The organism is Paenibacillus sp. FSL H3-0321, assembly GCF_038002865.1.
GTDB lineage: Bacteria > Bacillota > Bacilli > Paenibacillales > Paenibacillaceae > Paenibacillus_AQ.
Genome location: NZ_JBBODH010000001.1, coordinates 6249094 through 6265191, shown reverse-complemented (window position 1 = coordinate 6265191; position 16098 = coordinate 6249094). Strand labels below are relative to the sequence as shown.

Sequence of the window (16098 nt, the reverse complement as noted above, 5' to 3'; positions counted from 1 at the left end):
GTGTGAAAGCATATTTATTTTTGGCTGTTGCAGTTGTCAGTGAGTTGTTCGGGACATCTCTGCTCAAAGCTTCAGAGGGACTCACGAGAGTTTATCCAAGCATCGGGATGGTCCTGTGTTTCGGTGTAGCCTTCTACTCCTTGTCTTTGTCGTTGCAACAGATTCCCTTGGGGGTCGCTTATGCCATATGGTCAGGTGCCGGCACTGCCTTAACCGTCGTCATAGGGATTGTTGTATGGAAAGAAGCGGCGAATGTTACAACTACTTTTGGCATACTACTGATCATTGCTGGGGTTGTGTTGGTTAATTTGAGGTCGGCGTAGGGGAATGATATTAGATGCTGGAGTATGATCCGATAAATGAACGGATTCCCCTACACCGGTAAGGCTTCCGAAATAATACAGTTTTACAGATTTTAAAAAGGCTGCCGGGACGTTCCCGACAGCCTTAACAGGTACATCTAAATCAGCTTATGCGCAAACCACTTCTTGCCCCGGAAGCGCCATAGAAAAACTCCCCCGCGAACGGCCCACTCACAGTTCATCGCCAGCCAGACTCCCATGACGCCATAGCCCAGCACGATCCCGAGGATATAGCCAAATACCACCCGAAACAGCCACATCGTCAGCATCGAGGTGATTGAGGTGAAACGGGAATCTCCCGCTGCCCGCAGCGCAGACGGCAAAATAAAGCTGACGGCCCACAGCGGAACCTGGGCAATGGAATTCACCAGCAGCACCACAAACAAATCGTCAATGATCTCGGGAGGCGGAGAAAAGATCGACACCAGCGGGTGGAACAGCGGCATCAGGATCAAGGCGATCAATGCCAATGAAGCGGACCCGATCCAGAGGAAGGACTTGATGAACTTTCTGGCATCGGCGACATTCCCCCGCCCGATACATTGGCCGACTACCGTTACAATGGTTAGCGACAGCGCACTCGCTGGAATTTGAAACACCATGGCCAGCGAGCCGGCGATCGCATTGGTCGCAATGGCATAAGTACCAAGGCTGACAATAAACACCTGGGTCAGCAGCTTACCCCCGTTGAAGAACATCTGCTCCGCTGCGAACGGCACGCCGATGAACATGATTTTCCGCAGCATGGTCAGCGGAATATGGAACAGGTCGCGAAAACGCACACGCAGGGCCGTATCCACCTTGAAGAGATACACCAAGGCACAGACCATCCCCGTGTACCGTGCGATATTTACCGCAAGCGTCATCCCCAGCACGCCCATGTGCAGCAGATTAATGAAGACTACGTTCAGGATAACATACAGGAGGTTCATGATGAGCGACAGCATCAGAGAAGCCCGTGTCCTGCCCACTCCCCGCAGAGCTCCGCATACCGCCTGCACCACCGCGATGCCCAGATAAGAGATACTGCTGCCGATCAGATAGATCCGGGCATTGTCCAGCACGTCGGGCGAGGCGGTTCCGAACAGAAGGTTCAATATGGGAGTATGTAAGCCCATCATCAGAAGCCCGATGCCCAAGGCGATCAGCGACACCGAGGTGACCGAACCGGCCGTAGCCTGAGACACCATCTTGTCATTTCCGCTGCCTTTATACTGCGCGACTACCACCGTCCCCCCGGTTGCAACCGCAACAAACACATTGATCAGAAAAATATTCAGCGAATCCACCATATTCACCGCACTGACCGCCGCCATCCCGGACGAGCTGATCATTGCGGTATTTACCAGATTAAGCCCGATGATGAAGGCCTGGTCAATCAGGATGGGAATAAATAAAGCTATAATTTGCCGATAATCCATACCTTCGCCGGAAAGATATTTCTCCAGCAATTTTTTCTTCGGAAGACTAGCGCGAAGCTGCATAAACATATCACATCATTTTCTATATAATGGAAAAAACTCTTCATTCGAAGAGCTTTTCAACAAAATATACCCATTGAACCACAGGCACTTTACATTCAGTTTACTATAAATGCCATCTTAAGTCTTCAATGTTTTCCCCAGCACGCACAAAAACAACCCGCAGGCCTATACCAACGGGTTGTTTATTTATGATCTTGCACAAATGTTACTGAGCCTGAATCAGCTCCGATTCCTCTGCACCGGTAATGACGGAAACGATGCTCTTCCGCAGTTCTTCTGCATTAGATGCCTGATACGGATCAGCATTAAAAATAATAGCATCTGCAAGATACCCGCTGGAAATCCGCCCCAGCTCATTGCCACTTCCCAGAATCTCAGCAGCGGTTTTTGTGGCAGCCTGCCACACTTCCGCCCGGGTCATGCCGTAATCCATCAGCGTATCCAGCTCTTGAAGGTTGTACCCGTGAAGTGCAGGCGTAGCATAATCCGTACCGAATCCTATGCGGACTCCCGCCTTCTTGGCATAACCAATCGCTTTAGAGTGGGCTTCGGCAGCGCGGGCGGCCCGGTCACAAATGACCGGGTTCAGCGCCAGAACGCCTTTCGGATCTGCGGCAATGCTATAAATGGAGGTCGTAGGCACAAAAGCTGTTCCGGACTCAGCAAGTCTGCCGGCCTGATCCCCGGTCAGGAACATCCCATGCTCTATGGATTCCACACCTGCAGCGATAGACCAGTCTACCGTTACCCCGCCCCAGGTATGCACCAGGACTTTTTTATGATGAGCATGCGCATGGCGGACAATGAAAGAGAATTCTTCCTCTGAAAAAATCGGCTCCAGCACTTTTTCCGTAGGTGCACCAAGGCCGCCTGTTGCCATAATCTTAATCCAGCCTGCTCCTGTATCAAAAATCTCGGCCAGCCGCCCCTCCAAAACCTTAAGTCCACGGGCATCCGCTGCTCCAAGCATAGCGCTGCTGGTTTGCACCCTTAGCGGCTGCTGATAGTGCTGAACGAGATGCCGTACGGTGCTCGGCAGAATCCCGCCCGCATCACGCGCCGTTGTTACACCGGTCCGCAAAGTGGCTTCGAAGGCCTCAGCCTGCATGACTTCGAGCTCATGGCTGCCGCGTTTCAATTGATCCTCATGGTCAAAGTCCGTCCAAGCCAGATGCGTATGAAGATCAATAACCCCCGGACTGATCCATAAATCTTGGCCTGGATGAGCGGGCTGATCCTTAGGCGGCTCCGTTTCAGCTATAGAGGAGAACCGGCCGTCCTTAATGTTAATATCAAAACGTTTTCCTTCGATACCAGCTATAAAAATATGATTGAAGGCTAACGCCTCAGGATGTTTATTGATCATGTTCATTCCCCCCAAAGCAGGCGGATTGCCTTGAGCGCAGGATCAGGGTCCTGATTCAGCAGCCCGGCGAGCGTCGTAATGGCTTCTTCCACGCTTTGACGGGAAGCATTCGTTCCGAAATGATTAATCCGCAGAAGCTGGCCGAATAGCTCTCCGTCACCGGGAGCTACGATACCTATAGGCTGATTGATACGCAAGCCTGGTTCCCCGGAAATCCGCACCGTCGTAGTCAGCGTAGAATAGTGTTGGCTATCCTTCTGCCAAGGCTCCAGACCCAAGGCCTTGATACCGGCAACGGCCGAGGCCGCAGCCGATTCATGGCGTTTGATGACCTGTTCCAAGCCTTCTTCCTCAATGGCTGTCAATGCCGAGATCAAAGCTCTTGCCTCCAGCGTTGGAATGTTGGGAGGAACACGTAACGGTGTTGTCCCCTTCTGTGAGGGTTTAAGATCCAGTAAGGACAGAATGGAATTGCGCGGAGCATTGCTATTAGATTCGAGGAATTCCCAGCCGCGCGGTGAGATGCTTACGGCGCTGACGCCGTTAGGCCCGGCCAAAGCTTTCTGCGCGCCTATAGCTGCAAAATCAACGCCCCATTCATCCACCGGCAGGGCTTCTCCCCCAACCGCCGAAACGGAATCTGTCACCGTAACGAGGTTAGCGGCGCGTGCAAGCTTAATTATTTCTTGGGCCGGATTCGATCCGCCTGTCACCACTTCTGCCTGAACAAAGGAAAGCGCACACGGTTTAAACCGTTCAATCGCCGCAGCGACTTCCTGAACAGTAACTACTTCATCAAAGGGGACCTTTACTTCAACAACCGTTGCCCCGCCGCGTTCAAGCCATTGTCCAAACAAACTTCCATAGGGACCTGTCACTATATTTAGAATCGTACGGCCAGGCGCAGATATCCCCGCCGCTACCGCCTCGATTCCCAGAATTGCCTCTCCGGGAATGATGACCGGGGGATGACCCGTAGACAAAAGCCGGGAGAGCAAGCTTGTAAGTGTGTCAAACTCTGACAATGACAGCGGTATAAATCCTTTATGTTCTCGGCTCATATTAACCTCCTGATGTGATCGACTTCGGCATTTTCGGAACGGCGGACAAGAGCTCACGGCTGTATTCCGTTTCAGGGCGGGCGAAGAATTGATCCTTGGGACTGATCTCAACCAGCTTTCCCTGCCGCATGACCGCTACCGTATCGCTAATTGCATGGATAACTCCCAAATCATGGGAGATGAACAGCATAGTAAGATTAAGCTCATCTTTGAGCGTGTTAAACAGTTCGAGCACACTCCGCTGTACAGATACATCCAAGGCGCTGGTCGGTTCATCCGCAATCAGAAGACTCGGCTCAACGCTTAATGCGCGGGCAATCGCGATCCGCTGGCGCTGACCGCCGGAGAATTCGTGAGGATACCGGTCCAATGCCTTGGCTTCCAGCTGAACACGGCTCAACAGCTCTTTACACCGCTGCTCGACCTCCGTGCGGCCGACAATTTTATGAAACAGAAGCGCTTCGGACAGAATCTGCCTGATGGAATGCTTGGGATTCAGCGAAGCGTCCGGATTTTGGAAGATCATCTGGATTCGCTTGCGCTGCTCCCGGCTTCTCTTCCTGGTTAATTCTTGTGCACCCAGCAGAATCTGCCCCTCATCGGGGATGATTAGCCCGGCAATGACCCGTGCTAACGTGGATTTGCCCGAACCGGACTCTCCTACAAGGCCAAGGGTGGTATGCTGCTGCAGATTCAGATGGATATGATCGAGCGCAGTAAATCCGCCGTAATGAACCGCCAGATTTTTCACTTGCAGGGCTAGCTCCATGGTTGTCCGCTCCCTTCCAGCTCCGGCAGAGGAAGCACCGAGTTAATCAGCATTTGGGTATAAGGATTTTGCGGGTTCTGCAAAACGCTGAGGGTATCACCCTGCTCAACAATCCGCCCCTCTTTCATCACACACAGCTTGGAGCACAGGGCGGCTGCAATCGCAAGATTATGCGTAACAAATACCATGGCAAAGCCCAGCTCATTCTGCAGGCGGGTGATCGTTTCAATGATTTGCCGCTGAACGGTAACATCCAGCGCCGTTGTCGGCTCATCGCAGAGAAGAATGCCCGGTTTGCAGGCCAGTGCAATGGCGATGACTACCCGTTGGCACTGACCACCCGAAAGCTGGCTCGGATAACGGTCCGCCCTCTTTAAAGAATCGGGCAGGCCAAGCATTTCGAGCAGTTCCAGCGCCACCCTGTGTGAAGCCTTCCGGCTTAATTTTTGCCTATAATATACGACTTCCGCAAGCTGCTTAACCACCGGACAGAGCGGGTCCAGCGCCCCTCTCGGGTCTTGAAATACCATAGCGCTGCTTACGTCACTCTTAATGACTCCGCCTGTCTGTTCAACACCTCGTGGAAGCAATCCCAGAATCGAACGCAGGGTCAGCGATTTTCCGGAACCCGATTCGCCTACTAATCCCAGACTCTCCCCTTTGCCCAGTGAGAAGCTTACATTGCTTACTAATTTAGTATTGGACTTGGTTCCCAGCGATAATGCTTCTATTTCCAAAACCGGACTTGTAGAAATCATTTTTTCCTCCATAAGTCTGCCAACCCATCTCCCACAAGAGACAACGCAATCCCAGTATACACCACTGCGAATCCCGGAACCGCCGAGAGCCACCAGGCTGTAGTTATGAAGGATTGTCCATCCGAAATCATGGTTCCCCAATCCGGGGTTGGCGGTGCAATGCCGATGCCAAGATAACCGAGTGTAACAATGGCCACCAGAAGTCCGACCATATCCGTCATAAGGACTACAACCGCTTGAGGCAGTACATTGGGCAGGAGATGACGAAGGATAATTTTCACTCCTGGCAGCCCTAACGTCTGAGCGGACGCCACCCATTCCTGCTCGCGAAACGATGCGCTAATACCTCTGACTACACGGGCAAACACAATCCAGCCTACAAGCATAAAGGTAATATAAATGCCCCGCTCACCTGCTCCGCTGGCAAAAGCCACGATAATCACGATCAGATAAAAAGGAAAAGCGATAAACGTATCCGTGAGCAGCGTAATGACCTTATCGGCCCATTTTCCGTAATACCCTGCAACCATTCCCAAAAATACACCGGTGCAGAATGGAACAATTTCCGCCAGAACCATGATGCTCAAATCGGTTCGCGCCGCATAGATCAGTCTCGTAAACAAATCGCGTCCCAATTGATCCGTCCCCAGCCAATGTTCGGCAGAAGGAGGCTGCAAAAAGGCGCTCAAATTTTGCGCTGAAGGGTCATAAGGACTCAGAAACGGTATGAATACAGCCAAGATAATAAGCACTGCAAACATAATGCTCCCCACCAGAAGGGAAGGCGTATTCCTTATTCGATGGAGAACGTTTGTCTTCCTGGCGTCCTCAAGCAACATAGGTTCTGTTATTATACGTTTCATTGTTTTCCTTTCGTTCTGGGATCGAGCCACCACGAAATGATTTCAATCAGGAGGCTGATGATCACAACAGATATCGCACAGTAAAGCGCTATTCCTTGAATGACCGGGAAATCCCGATTCGAAATTGAAGTGAACAGCAAGCTGCCAATTCCCTTGATGCCAAACACCTGTTCAACAACCAGGGTACCGCCGATCAGATAAGAAATATTAACGCCAAGCAGCATTAGCGTCGGAAGCGCAGAGTTGCGCAGCACATGCTTAAACAGGATAACCCCGCTTGGCAATCCCGCAGCCTTCAGTGTGACTACAAAATCGGATTCCAATATCTCAAGCATCTGTGCTCTTAACGAACGTACCAGCGTAGGAATCTGCGAAAAGGCGACGGTAATCGCCGGAAGTGTAAGACTGTACAAGGTTCCTAACCAACCTTCGCCTACACCCCCAACGGGAAACCAATGAAGCCGGACACTAAACAGCAGAATCAAAAGCATGCCAACCCAAAAGATTGGCATACCCAGAGTTATTGTAGGAAAAATACGGATCAAATGATCCGGCAGCTTATCCTTGTGTGTGGCTGCAACCGTAGCAAGCAGGAGGGCAATAATAACTGCCAAGATACAGGCCATCACAATGAGCAGCAAAGTAATGGGAGCCCGCTCGGCAATCAGCACTCTTGTAGAGGTTCCGGTAATAATAGAATTGCCGGTATCACCATGTGTGAACAGCGTCTTCACAAACCGGACGAATTGTTCCCATAAAGGGAGATCCAGCCCGAGAGTATGATGCATACTCTCGAGGGCCTCAGGTGTGCTGTATTCTCCCAGAATCATTTTCGCGGGATCTCCCGGCACGATTCTGATGATGAAAAAGACTGCGGTCACTACAAAGAGGATCACTGCCAAAGCTCTTAATAGAGCGGTCACAAGCCAGCTGTAAGATGTATTCCTTCCTGACGATTGGCTTAACAGCGTGCTACTCTTCATCATTTACCGATACGGACTTCTTCAAAGCGAACGCTGCCGTTAGGTAAAACTACGAGACCATCCACTGAAGATCCTACGCCTTTCAGGATATCCGGATAATATAAAGGAATGTACGGAACTTCATCAGCAAGAGTTTGCAGCAGCTTGGTGTAGGTTGCCTCACGTTCCTTACCATCCGGCGTTTTTTGGCCTTCATATAGAAGCTTGGTCACTTCATCATTCGTGTAATGGGTCCAGTACGATTTACTGAAGCCTTCCGGGTCGGTCTGAAAAGCGATAATCGAGTTCGCTTCGGGAGAATCGGCTTGACCGCTGTTGAGCATTGCCGCAAAATCATAAGCGAAGAAACGCTCACGGAAAGTGGCCAGTTCAATGGATTCAATCTCAATGTTAATCCCGATCGATTTACCTGCTGCCTGGATAATTTGCGCCTCTTGTGCTCTTGTGCTGTTGCCGGAGGCTACAAGCAATTTTGTATTGAATCCATTAGGGAAGGCAGATTTGGCAAGCTCCGCCTTGGCCGCATCGAGATCGAAGTTCAGTGCCTTGATTGTCTCATTCGCATTATATGGAATGGTTGTCGGCAGCAATGAATTTGCAGTCTGTGCATATCCAAAGGTAAGCGCCTTAGTCAAGCCTTCACGATCCAGTGCCAGAGCGAGCGCACGACGGACATGCACATCAGAGAAATTCTTGTCCAGTGTATTGAAGAACAATTGCTCTGTCACCCAGCTGCCATTGGTTACTACTGTAGTGTCAGGGCCTTTTTTTATTTCATCGGCATTTTGCAATGCCAAAGATTCAATAGCATTCACTTCTCCGGCCTTCAGCTGGTTAATGGCCTGACTGTCATCTTCAATCAGCTTGTAAACAAGCTTATCAATATAAGGTTTTCCTTCTTGCCAATAGTTCGGGTTCTTGGTGAACGTCAGATCGCCAGCAGCATCCCACTGTTCAACAACGAAAGGTCCTGTACCTACCGGTTTCTTGAAAAACTCTTCTTCGGATACCCCGCCGAAATTGTTCGGAATTATTCCGTTGGAGAAGTTGGACAGCTCAGAGATGAACGGTGTGTAAGGCTCTTTAAGCGTAATAACAAACGTTTGTTTATCCTTCGCTACAGTGGTATCGACCTTTGCCGCTATCGCCAGCGGTCCGCCAACCTTCAAATGCCGCTGTAAGGAGAATACTGCATCCTCTGCAGTAACTTCAGTACCGTTCGAAAACTTCAAGCCGTCACGCAATACAAACGTATACGTCAAGCCGTCTTCACTGATGCTATGGGACTTGGCGAGCCAGTCCACAATTTCACCCTTGCTGTCAAAAGCAACCAAAGATTCAAATACTTTATCAATGGCAAAGGCGTTATTCGATGTAATCTGATTATGCAAATCAAGTGAGGTTACGGAAGCAGGCCGTCCATAGACGAAGGTTCCTCCCGCCGCAGGCTCCTCCGGAGTTGCGCTCTGGTTTGCCCCTTGATTCGTGTTCTGCTGGGCGTTCTTATTTGACTCAGAATTATTCTTGGAATCAGAGCATCCTGCAACCACCACTAATAATAGAAGTGCTACGGTTCCTATCCAAAATGACTTTCTAAATGCTTTAAGCTGTGACATGTCTGACTCTCCCCTCTTATAAATCATATATGTTTAGTATGGATTGTATTATGGCGTAAACCGCCTTCTCTGTCAAACAAAATATCATGGTTACGGAAGGTCAGCCCCGATTAAAACAAAACGGGACGAAGCCGGAAATCCGCTGCTTCGTCCCGTTTACTATATTGCGATAACGTCCCTAAGTCAAACATTCCGGGATCATAAAATTTCCTGGAGCGCAACTTTCACTTGCATGGCCTTGTCGATGCCGGCGGTTACTGTTCCTGGCGAAGCGGGGTTCACCTCAAGCACGTTGTCAATCCCCCCCGGAACGATAACCGGAGTGACCGTAGACAGCCCGGCACCGCGGATCACGTCAAGATCGAATTCAATCAGCAATTGCCCGGCCTTCACCTGCTCACCAGTCTCCACAAGAAGCACGAAGCCTTCTCCCTTCAGGGAGACTGTGTCAATACCTACATGAATAAGCACCTGCGCTCCACTGGCATGCTCCAGAATGACGGCATGTTTGCTTTTCTTGATCACATGGGCCACGGTACCGCCGAACGGCGCGTAGACCTTGCCTTCGCTGGGTTCAATGGCGATGCCCTCTCCCAATTGTTTGCCGGCAAACCCGGGGTCCGGCACCTGATCCAGAGCCACCAGTGTTCCTGTAAGGGGTACCAGGAATGTAAGGGTTCCCGGCTCATCTGACGCCTCAACCAGATTCGGAGCGAAGACCGGGGAGGCCGTGCGTACACTCACGTCTGCGGTATTCTCCGGCCGTATCTCTTCAGACTGAGGAAGCGCTGACGCTGTTCCCCCTGAGCCTGCCGTCTGCTCTGCCGGAACTGCGGACATCTCATCACGATAGCCGAACAGCCAGGTAAGCACGAAAGCTACAGCCATCGCAACCAGATTGACCAAAATGTACAACGGAAGTTGCCCGTTCAGATACAGCAGGGTTCCGGGAATCACCGTTATGGCCATGCCGTTGCCGGCCAGTTGGAACAGCGAAGCCAGGAAACCGCCCGCCGCGCCGCCGATGAGCCCCATTACAAAAGGTTTCATATACCGGAGGTTGACCCCGAATATCGCCGGTTCGGTAATACCGAGCAGAGCGGACAGTGAGGACGGCAATGCCAGCGCCTTCAGCTTGGTGTTCTTCGTCTTCAGTCCCACAGCGAGACAAGCTGCGCCTTGAGCAGCCATTGCGTAGGTAATAATCGCGTTAAACGGGTTGGCGCCCGTACGCTCCACCAACTGAATCTCCAGAAAATTAAAGATGTGATGCACGCCGGTCACGACCACAATCTGGTGCAGCGCCCCGATCAATAGCCCTGCAATGCCCAAGGGCAAATCAAGCACATAAGTGGTTGCATTCAGTACGCCCGTCTCCAAGGAATGGAACAGAGGACCGATAGCGAACAAGCCAAGCGTGATCATGAGCAGCAGAGTCAGGAATGGCGTCAAAATCAAATCAAGCGCTTCTGGAATGCGCTTACGCAATGCCTTTTCCAGCTTCGCCCCGATCAGTCCCATAATAAACGCCGGCAGTACCGACCCCTGATAACCTACAATCGGAATGAATCCGAACATAATCAGCGGCTCCGCCGTCCCTCCGGCAACTGCATAGGCGTTGGGCAAAGCTGGATTGACAAGCATCAGCCCAAGCACAATCCCAAGAATGGGACTGCCGCCGAATACCCGGAAGGCCGACCAGGCCACAAGTGCAGGCAGGAAAGCAAAAGCGGTATCCGTGAGCACTTGGGTGAACAGCAGAAAATTGGCTGAGATATCCTCAGGCATGAGCCCGAACAAAGAAAGAATCTGTGGCTGGGTCAGCAAACCGCGCAGTCCCATAAATAACCCGGTGGCTACCAGGACCGGAATGATAGGAACGAATACGTCCCCGAAAGTGCGAATTGACCGCTGGAACACATTCCCCGCCTTTTTGCCCTGATCTTTCAGATCTTCCTTGGAGGTGCTCTGAAGGCCCAGCTTCTCTACTTCTTCAAAAATACGGTTGACGGTGCCAGTGCCGAAAATAATCTGATACTGTCCGGAGTTAAAAAATGCCCCTTTGACTTTGTCGATGCCCTCGACCTGCTCTTGGTTAATGCTATCCTTGTCCCGCACCATAATACGCAGCCGGGTAGCGCAGTGCGCGAAGGAGATGATGTTTTCTTCTCCTCCTATAGCCTGCACAACCTGCTTGGCGATCATTTGATTTTCATTCATAACGCTATTCCTCCCCGTTGTATTCAATCTCCCATTGGACAACCCGGAACTCCGCGCTGCCGCCTTCGGCATAAAGGCGGATGCCTGTGCTTACCTGTTCAGGAAAAATTCTCGCCGAAAATACCGTTTCTCCGTCATTCACAAACACTTCAACCGATGATGTATCCACAAACATTTGCAGGGTTAGCATGCGATCCCGAAGATCGGTCGTGCAGCTCCGCACCATCCCGAACTCCAGGGCCAGGGCTTGACCTGACTCGGAACGGTCCAGTACCACTTTCCCCGCAGCGGTATCGTAATAGATGACCGTTCTCTCATTGGGGCCGACACGGAACTCAATACCAAAGCGTTCTGCTCCATCCTCCCGGATCTGGGCCAGCAGCTCATAGACGGTGCCCCCAAGCTCCTTCATCTCAGCTGTCCCGCTGTGTATTACCGTGTGGGCCTCTGTCATCCGCCCCCGGTGTTTGACCAGTTCTCTGGCCGGACGCTGGATCAGACGGCTGTTCTCCAAGGTCAGCTCGCGGGGTAAAGTCAGACAATGCGCCCAGCCATGCTGATCCGTAGGATAATCAATCTCCGGCAGCCCCATCCATCCGACCAGCAAACGTCTGCCGTCGGGTGCCTGGGTTGTCTGAGGCGCATAAAAATCAAAGCCATAATCAAGCTCCCGAAATTCACCATGGCGGAAATCCCTGTCCGGCAAGTGCAACGGATCGCCAGTGAGATATCCTGACTGATAGATATTCGGGAATTTGTCGCCCTCGTGCGAAAGACCTTGCGGGGAAAACAGCAGTACCCCCGCTCCGTCCAGTTCAAAGTAATCGGGACATTCCCACATATATCCAAACTCCATCAACCGGGTGCCAAGCTCCCCTTCAAAACGCCAATTGTGCAAATCCGGCGAGCTGTACAGCACAACGCAGCCTGTATGATCAGTGCGCTGTGCACCGATGACACAGTAGTAGCCCTTCGCTGCCTTCCACACTTTCGGATCACGATAATGATCTGTATAGCCAGGCGGCACATCGAATATCACCGGACGCTCGAGCTTTATAACCGTTCCGTCCCGTTCCATTACAGCCAGGCACTGATAGGGCAGTCTGATCCAGTCCTCGGTGCGGGTATTCCCCGTATACATCAGGAACAGCTTGCCATCCTTCTCAATCGCACTGCCCGAGAACACCCCGTGTGAATCGTATTGCCCGCCCGGAGCAATGCCGATGCCAAGGTTCTTCCAGTGCACCAGATCGGAAGAAGAAGTATGATACCAATATTTCATGCCATGCTGCGTCCCCAAAGGAAACCACTGGTAAAACAAGTGGTATTCGCCTCCGTAGTAGGAGAAGCCGTTAGGGTCATTCAGTAATCCTGCTTCCGGCTGGATATGAAATTGTTGTCTCCATGGGCTGCGTGCGACCAGCCGCTCAAGCGCTTCCCGTTCACCCGGCTCTGCTTCTTCGATAAGACGGTACAGCTGTTTTCTATCCATTTTTATCATCAGACTCTCCACTATCTATTTGGTCTAGTTCTCTTTAACGGAACCGGTTCCAAATATCTTAAAAAGAAAACCTCTTTCCAACATCGCTGTGAAAAAAGGTCCGGAACCGGTTCCAACATTATTGTATGCTGAGTTCAGTCAAATTGTCAACGCTTTCTCGCTGAATAATTTCGCAGCCGGAGACGGAGACTTTGGCGACCTCTTCTCCATTCACCAAGGCTATGATGTTCTCCGCAGCCAATTGCCCGGCTTCTCTGTAATAAAATCTCATAGTCGTCAACGCCGGATGAACAATCTCAGTGACCTCGTAATCGCCGAATCCCGTCACCGACACTCCGGAGGGAATCAGTATATGTCTGAGCGAGGCTGCTTTCATCACACCGAGCGCAATATTGTCGGTCGCGCACACGATGACTGTAGGCACCCTGTCCTCAAACAGCAAATCGGCCGCCGTCACAGCCTCGTTCATTCTGAATCCGGAGGTATAAAACCTTGCATCGCAATTCCCGTATTCGCGAAGAGCCCTTTGGAAGCCTTGCTTCCGCCTTACACCTACCGCGATGTCCTGCTCCGTAACACCAAGATAAGCGATGTGCCGATGTCCTTTTTCAAGAATGTGCTTGCCCATCAGATAACCGGCCGTTACATCATCATGAATCACGCTATGCAGGTCTGCATGCTGCTGCCCGATCAGTATAACCGGAATTTTGCAGTCCCGGACCGCCTTCAGGTGCCGCTCCGTTACTTGCGCCGCCAGCAGCAGCAGACCAGAAACTTTTTGCCTCGCCATCTCATAAATGAATTCAATTTCCCGCTCCAAGTCCTGATTAGTGTTGGCAATGAGCAGCTGATACTGGCGTCCCCGCAACTCATCGTCTATGCCCATCAAGGTCTGTGAGACTGCATAGGAGTCCAAGCGCGGAACGATTGTGCCGATAATGCTGGTCCGCTTTGCCTTCAGGCTTTGGGCGAATGTGTTGGGCACATACTGGTTCTGTTTGATGATGCGTTCGATTTTCTCTCTCGTCGCATCGCTGACAGAACCACCGTTCAAATATCTTGAGACCGTACTTTTAGCCACACCCGCCGCCCGGGCGATATCAATGATAGTTTTCATTCTCAGGGCTCCTAGCTGAATTTTACTTTCATATCCCTCTATTTTACCACATGGATACCAGTCAGCTTAATAGAACAAATCCCAGCCCCCTATAATAGCACTAAATATCAATGCCGAAGCACCAGATAACACGTACATGATTTTTCCTTTTTCACCACTCTGCGTACGCCGCAGCCACATTAGTAACAGAACGATATAACTCCCTGCCAGCAGAACATATAGGAGGTTACCTATAAAATGAATACGAATGGAAGAGTACGTGGTGTAATTTATCAATCTATAGCCTAAAATCGCATTGTTTACTATTAACAAAAGTCCGGCAGTATTCACCCATAGATGATATTTGTAGAATTCGGAGGCCGCCTTCGTCTGCCGCTTGATTCTGCGGAAGATAAATCCGGCAAGACCGCTGATCAGTGCAACGATAGTGAACAATGCAGCGATGCCAAGTAGGGTCAGGGAAATGGTTACGCTGTATGCAGTTAAGCCCGAGACTGGAAAAGCATCATTGTAGACAGTGGACTTTTTGGTAACCGTGCCATGATCGTGTATAAAATACTCCAGTCCCGATTGATGTACCGGAGCATACATATAAGGTGCGATCTGCTTAAAGGGGAGGCCGTTAGCGCTATAAGTGCGGTTGTTAATTGCTGTGATCTTTTGGCCGTTAAGGTAACCCAGGATTTTGGTGAATCCATGGACCCCTCTTCGTGCTGACAGGTATTGGCCCTCCACCTCTGAACTCTCTGGCATATCGCCGCTATAGGCTTCCGGTTTGTATTCGCCAAACACCTTATCGGTCAGACCGGTGGTATACTCCCACTCATTGGCCTGGTTAGTCAACACGACCATCCCAAAGCCGGAAGCCGGATCCAAGGTAAACTTGCTGGAAAAGGCTGCAGTATTGCCGCCATGCTCCAATGCAGGAAGGGTATGGTTGATCTCAAAAAAACCGTGGGCAATCCTTGGAATGGCGGTTCCCTCGTAATTCAGGCTTGGGGACAGCATTTCTTTTAAAGCTGCTTGGCTCTGGAACAGCGGACTGCTGCTGCCGGCTGCAGGCATCAGAGCTGCCAGGAATTTCGCTGCATCTTCTGCGGTTCCCATAGCGCTTCCTGCCGGATAAATCCCCATATACCCTCTATTCTTCTTGATTAGCTTCAGGCTGGTTGTATATCCTTGGATGTTGTCCATGCGCTGCGCAATAGCCGGATTATCCTGCTGCGCTGGGTGTATGGACGTATTGTCCATGCCCACCACCTCAAAGATATGTTGTTTCACATAGGTATAAAATGGCTCACCGCTCTGCAATTCCACTATATAGGCAGCCAAGGCCGCACCAAAATTGGAATACGCCACCACCGTTCCCGGTTGATAAACCTGCCGCGGTTCAAAAGTCTGCAGCGCCTCCCCCAGCTCAGGAATATCTTCCTCTGCAAAATAGTACAAATCGGTTATTCGATCCTGCCAGCCAGCATTGTGATTCATAAGGTTCAAGAGCGTGACAGGTTTTTCGTATTTCAGTTTTTTGAGAAAGCCCTGAGGAAGATATTCACGGATATCTGTCTCCAGATCAAGCTTGCCCTGCTCTGCCAGCTGCATCACACTGGTCCAGACCAGCAGCTTCGTAGTCGAGCCCCATTCAAAAACAGTGTCTGTATCAGCTGCGACCTGGCGCTCGATATCCGCGAAGCCATATGCTTTATCGAAGACGGTCTGGCCGTCCTTGATAACAACAACCGAAACCGCTGCTGTTGTCCGCTGACGGGCAGCGACATAAGTATCTGTAATGGTCCCGAGCGAAGACAGCGGTGAGCCTGAGGGAGTCGTATCCCCTTTCCCTCCAGCACCCTGGACTGGAAGAGCCAGTGACAGCAGCAGCAGCATGACAGACAGCATTGTGACACCTAATTTTGTAAACCTATAACTTTCGTGTTGTCTTCTCATGCATTACTTCCTTTTCTCATGTTCTGAAATTCAATATAACAATTCCTTAAT

General features: G+C 51.0%; 13 protein-coding genes. 1 reads left to right on the top strand and 12 read right to left on the bottom strand.

Going from position 1 to position 16098, the window contains the following annotated elements; genetic code table 11:
• Positions 1-2 precede the first annotated feature (2 nt).
• Complete coding sequence (locus tag MHI45_RS27905) at positions 3-323, top strand: DMT family transporter (RefSeq protein ID WP_076113600.1); 321 nt, start codon at positions 3-5, stop codon at positions 321-323.
• A 137-nt stretch (positions 324-460) separates the two neighbouring features.
• Here MHI45_RS27905 and MHI45_RS27900 read toward each other — a convergent pair whose 3' ends face one another.
• From MHI45_RS27900 to MHI45_RS27845, 12 genes are all read right to left on the bottom strand, one after another.
• A complete protein-coding gene (locus tag MHI45_RS27900) occupies positions 461-1846 on the bottom strand; it encodes an MATE family efflux transporter (RefSeq protein ID WP_144024459.1) in 1386 nt (461 codons plus the stop codon).
• Between the two features lie 205 nt (positions 1847-2051).
• Positions 2052-3212 carry an amidohydrolase family protein gene (locus tag MHI45_RS27895; RefSeq protein ID WP_076113602.1) on the bottom strand — a complete coding sequence of 387 codons (1161 nt, stop codon included), beginning with the start codon at positions 3210-3212 and terminating at the stop codon, positions 2052-2054.
• Between the two features lie 2 nt (positions 3213-3214).
• Positions 3215-4273: a pyridoxal-phosphate-dependent aminotransferase family protein gene (locus MHI45_RS27890; protein WP_144024460.1), complete on the bottom strand. Its 1059-nt coding sequence runs from the start codon at positions 4271-4273 to the stop codon at positions 3215-3217.
• Between the two features lies 1 nt (position 4274).
• On the bottom strand, positions 4275-5042 hold the full coding sequence (locus MHI45_RS27885) for an ABC transporter ATP-binding protein (protein ID WP_076113603.1): 768 nt from the start codon (positions 5040-5042) through the stop codon (positions 4275-4277).
• On the bottom strand, positions 5033-5800 hold the full coding sequence (locus MHI45_RS27880; RefSeq protein ID WP_083675887.1) for an ABC transporter ATP-binding protein: 768 nt from the start codon (positions 5798-5800) through the stop codon (positions 5033-5035). The genes MHI45_RS27885 and MHI45_RS27880 overlap by 10 nt, the downstream gene beginning before the upstream one ends.
• The gene (locus MHI45_RS27875; protein ID WP_341119851.1) at positions 5797-6639 is read right to left on the bottom strand and encodes an ABC transporter permease; all 843 of its coding nucleotides are present in this window, start codon (positions 6637-6639) and stop codon (positions 5797-5799) included. Before MHI45_RS27875 ends, MHI45_RS27880 begins: the two co-directional genes overlap by 4 nt.
• 20 nt (positions 6640-6659) lie before the next feature.
• On the bottom strand, positions 6660-7649 hold the full coding sequence (locus tag MHI45_RS27870) for an ABC transporter permease (RefSeq protein WP_076113606.1): 990 nt from the start codon (positions 7647-7649) through the stop codon (positions 6660-6662).
• Positions 7646-9262 (bottom strand): ABC transporter substrate-binding protein, encoded by a 1617-nt coding sequence (locus MHI45_RS27865; RefSeq protein WP_341119772.1) that lies wholly within the window; start codon positions 9260-9262, stop codon positions 7646-7648. Before MHI45_RS27865 ends, MHI45_RS27870 begins: the two co-directional genes overlap by 4 nt.
• Positions 9263-9460: 198 nt before the next feature.
• On the bottom strand, positions 9461-11482 hold the full coding sequence (locus MHI45_RS27860) for a sucrose-specific PTS transporter subunit IIBC (RefSeq protein ID WP_341159867.1): 2022 nt from the start codon (positions 11480-11482) through the stop codon (positions 9461-9463).
• Positions 11483-11486: 4 nt separating this feature from the next.
• Complete coding sequence (locus MHI45_RS27855; RefSeq protein ID WP_076113613.1) at positions 11487-12980, bottom strand: glycoside hydrolase family 32 protein; 1494 nt, start codon at positions 12978-12980, stop codon at positions 11487-11489.
• A gap of 121 nt (positions 12981-13101) precedes the next feature.
• Positions 13102-14100, bottom strand: a complete 999-nt coding sequence (locus MHI45_RS27850) for a LacI family DNA-binding transcriptional regulator (protein ID WP_076113609.1) — start codon at positions 14098-14100, stop codon at positions 13102-13104.
• A gap of 66 nt (positions 14101-14166) precedes the next feature.
• On the bottom strand, positions 14167-15999 hold the full coding sequence (locus tag MHI45_RS27845) for a serine hydrolase domain-containing protein (RefSeq protein ID WP_341119771.1): 1833 nt from the start codon (positions 15997-15999) through the stop codon (positions 14167-14169).
• Positions 16000-16098 lie beyond the last annotated feature (99 nt).

What these genes read in the sequence shown, in the direction of transcription:
- MHI45_RS27900 (WP_144024459.1), bottom strand. Translation starts at nt 1,846, where the DNA reads ATGCAGCTTCGCGCTAGTCTTCCGAAGAAAAAATTGCTGGAGAAATAT.
- MHI45_RS27895 (WP_076113602.1), bottom strand. Translation starts at nt 3,212, where the DNA reads ATGATCAATAAACATCCTGAGGCGTTAGCCTTCAATCATATTTTTATA.
- MHI45_RS27890 (WP_144024460.1), bottom strand. Translation starts at nt 4,273, where the DNA reads ATGAGCCGAGAACATAAAGGATTTATACCGCTGTCATTGTCAGAGTTT.
- MHI45_RS27885 (WP_076113603.1), bottom strand. Translation starts at nt 5,042, where the DNA reads ATGGAGCTAGCCCTGCAAGTGAAAAATCTGGCGGTTCATTACGGCGGA.
- MHI45_RS27880 (WP_083675887.1), bottom strand. Translation starts at nt 5,800, where the DNA reads ATGATTTCTACAAGTCCGGTTTTGGAAATAGAAGCATTATCGCTGGGA.
- MHI45_RS27875 (WP_341119851.1), bottom strand. Translation starts at nt 6,639, where the DNA reads ATGTTGCTTGAGGACGCCAGGAAGACAAACGTTCTCCATCGAATAAGG.
- MHI45_RS27870 (WP_076113606.1), bottom strand. Translation starts at nt 7,649, where the DNA reads ATGATGAAGAGTAGCACGCTGTTAAGCCAATCGTCAGGAAGGAATACA.
- MHI45_RS27865 (WP_341119772.1), bottom strand. Translation starts at nt 9,262, where the DNA reads ATGTCACAGCTTAAAGCATTTAGAAAGTCATTTTGGATAGGAACCGTA.
- MHI45_RS27860 (WP_341159867.1), bottom strand. Translation starts at nt 11,482, where the DNA reads ATGAATGAAAATCAAATGATCGCCAAGCAGGTTGTGCAGGCTATAGGA.
- MHI45_RS27850 (WP_076113609.1), bottom strand. Translation starts at nt 14,100, where the DNA reads ATGAAAACTATCATTGATATCGCCCGGGCGGCGGGTGTGGCTAAAAGT.
- MHI45_RS27845 (WP_341119771.1), bottom strand. Translation starts at nt 15,999, where the DNA reads ATGCTGTCTGTCATGCTGCTGCTGCTGTCACTGGCTCTTCCAGTCCAG.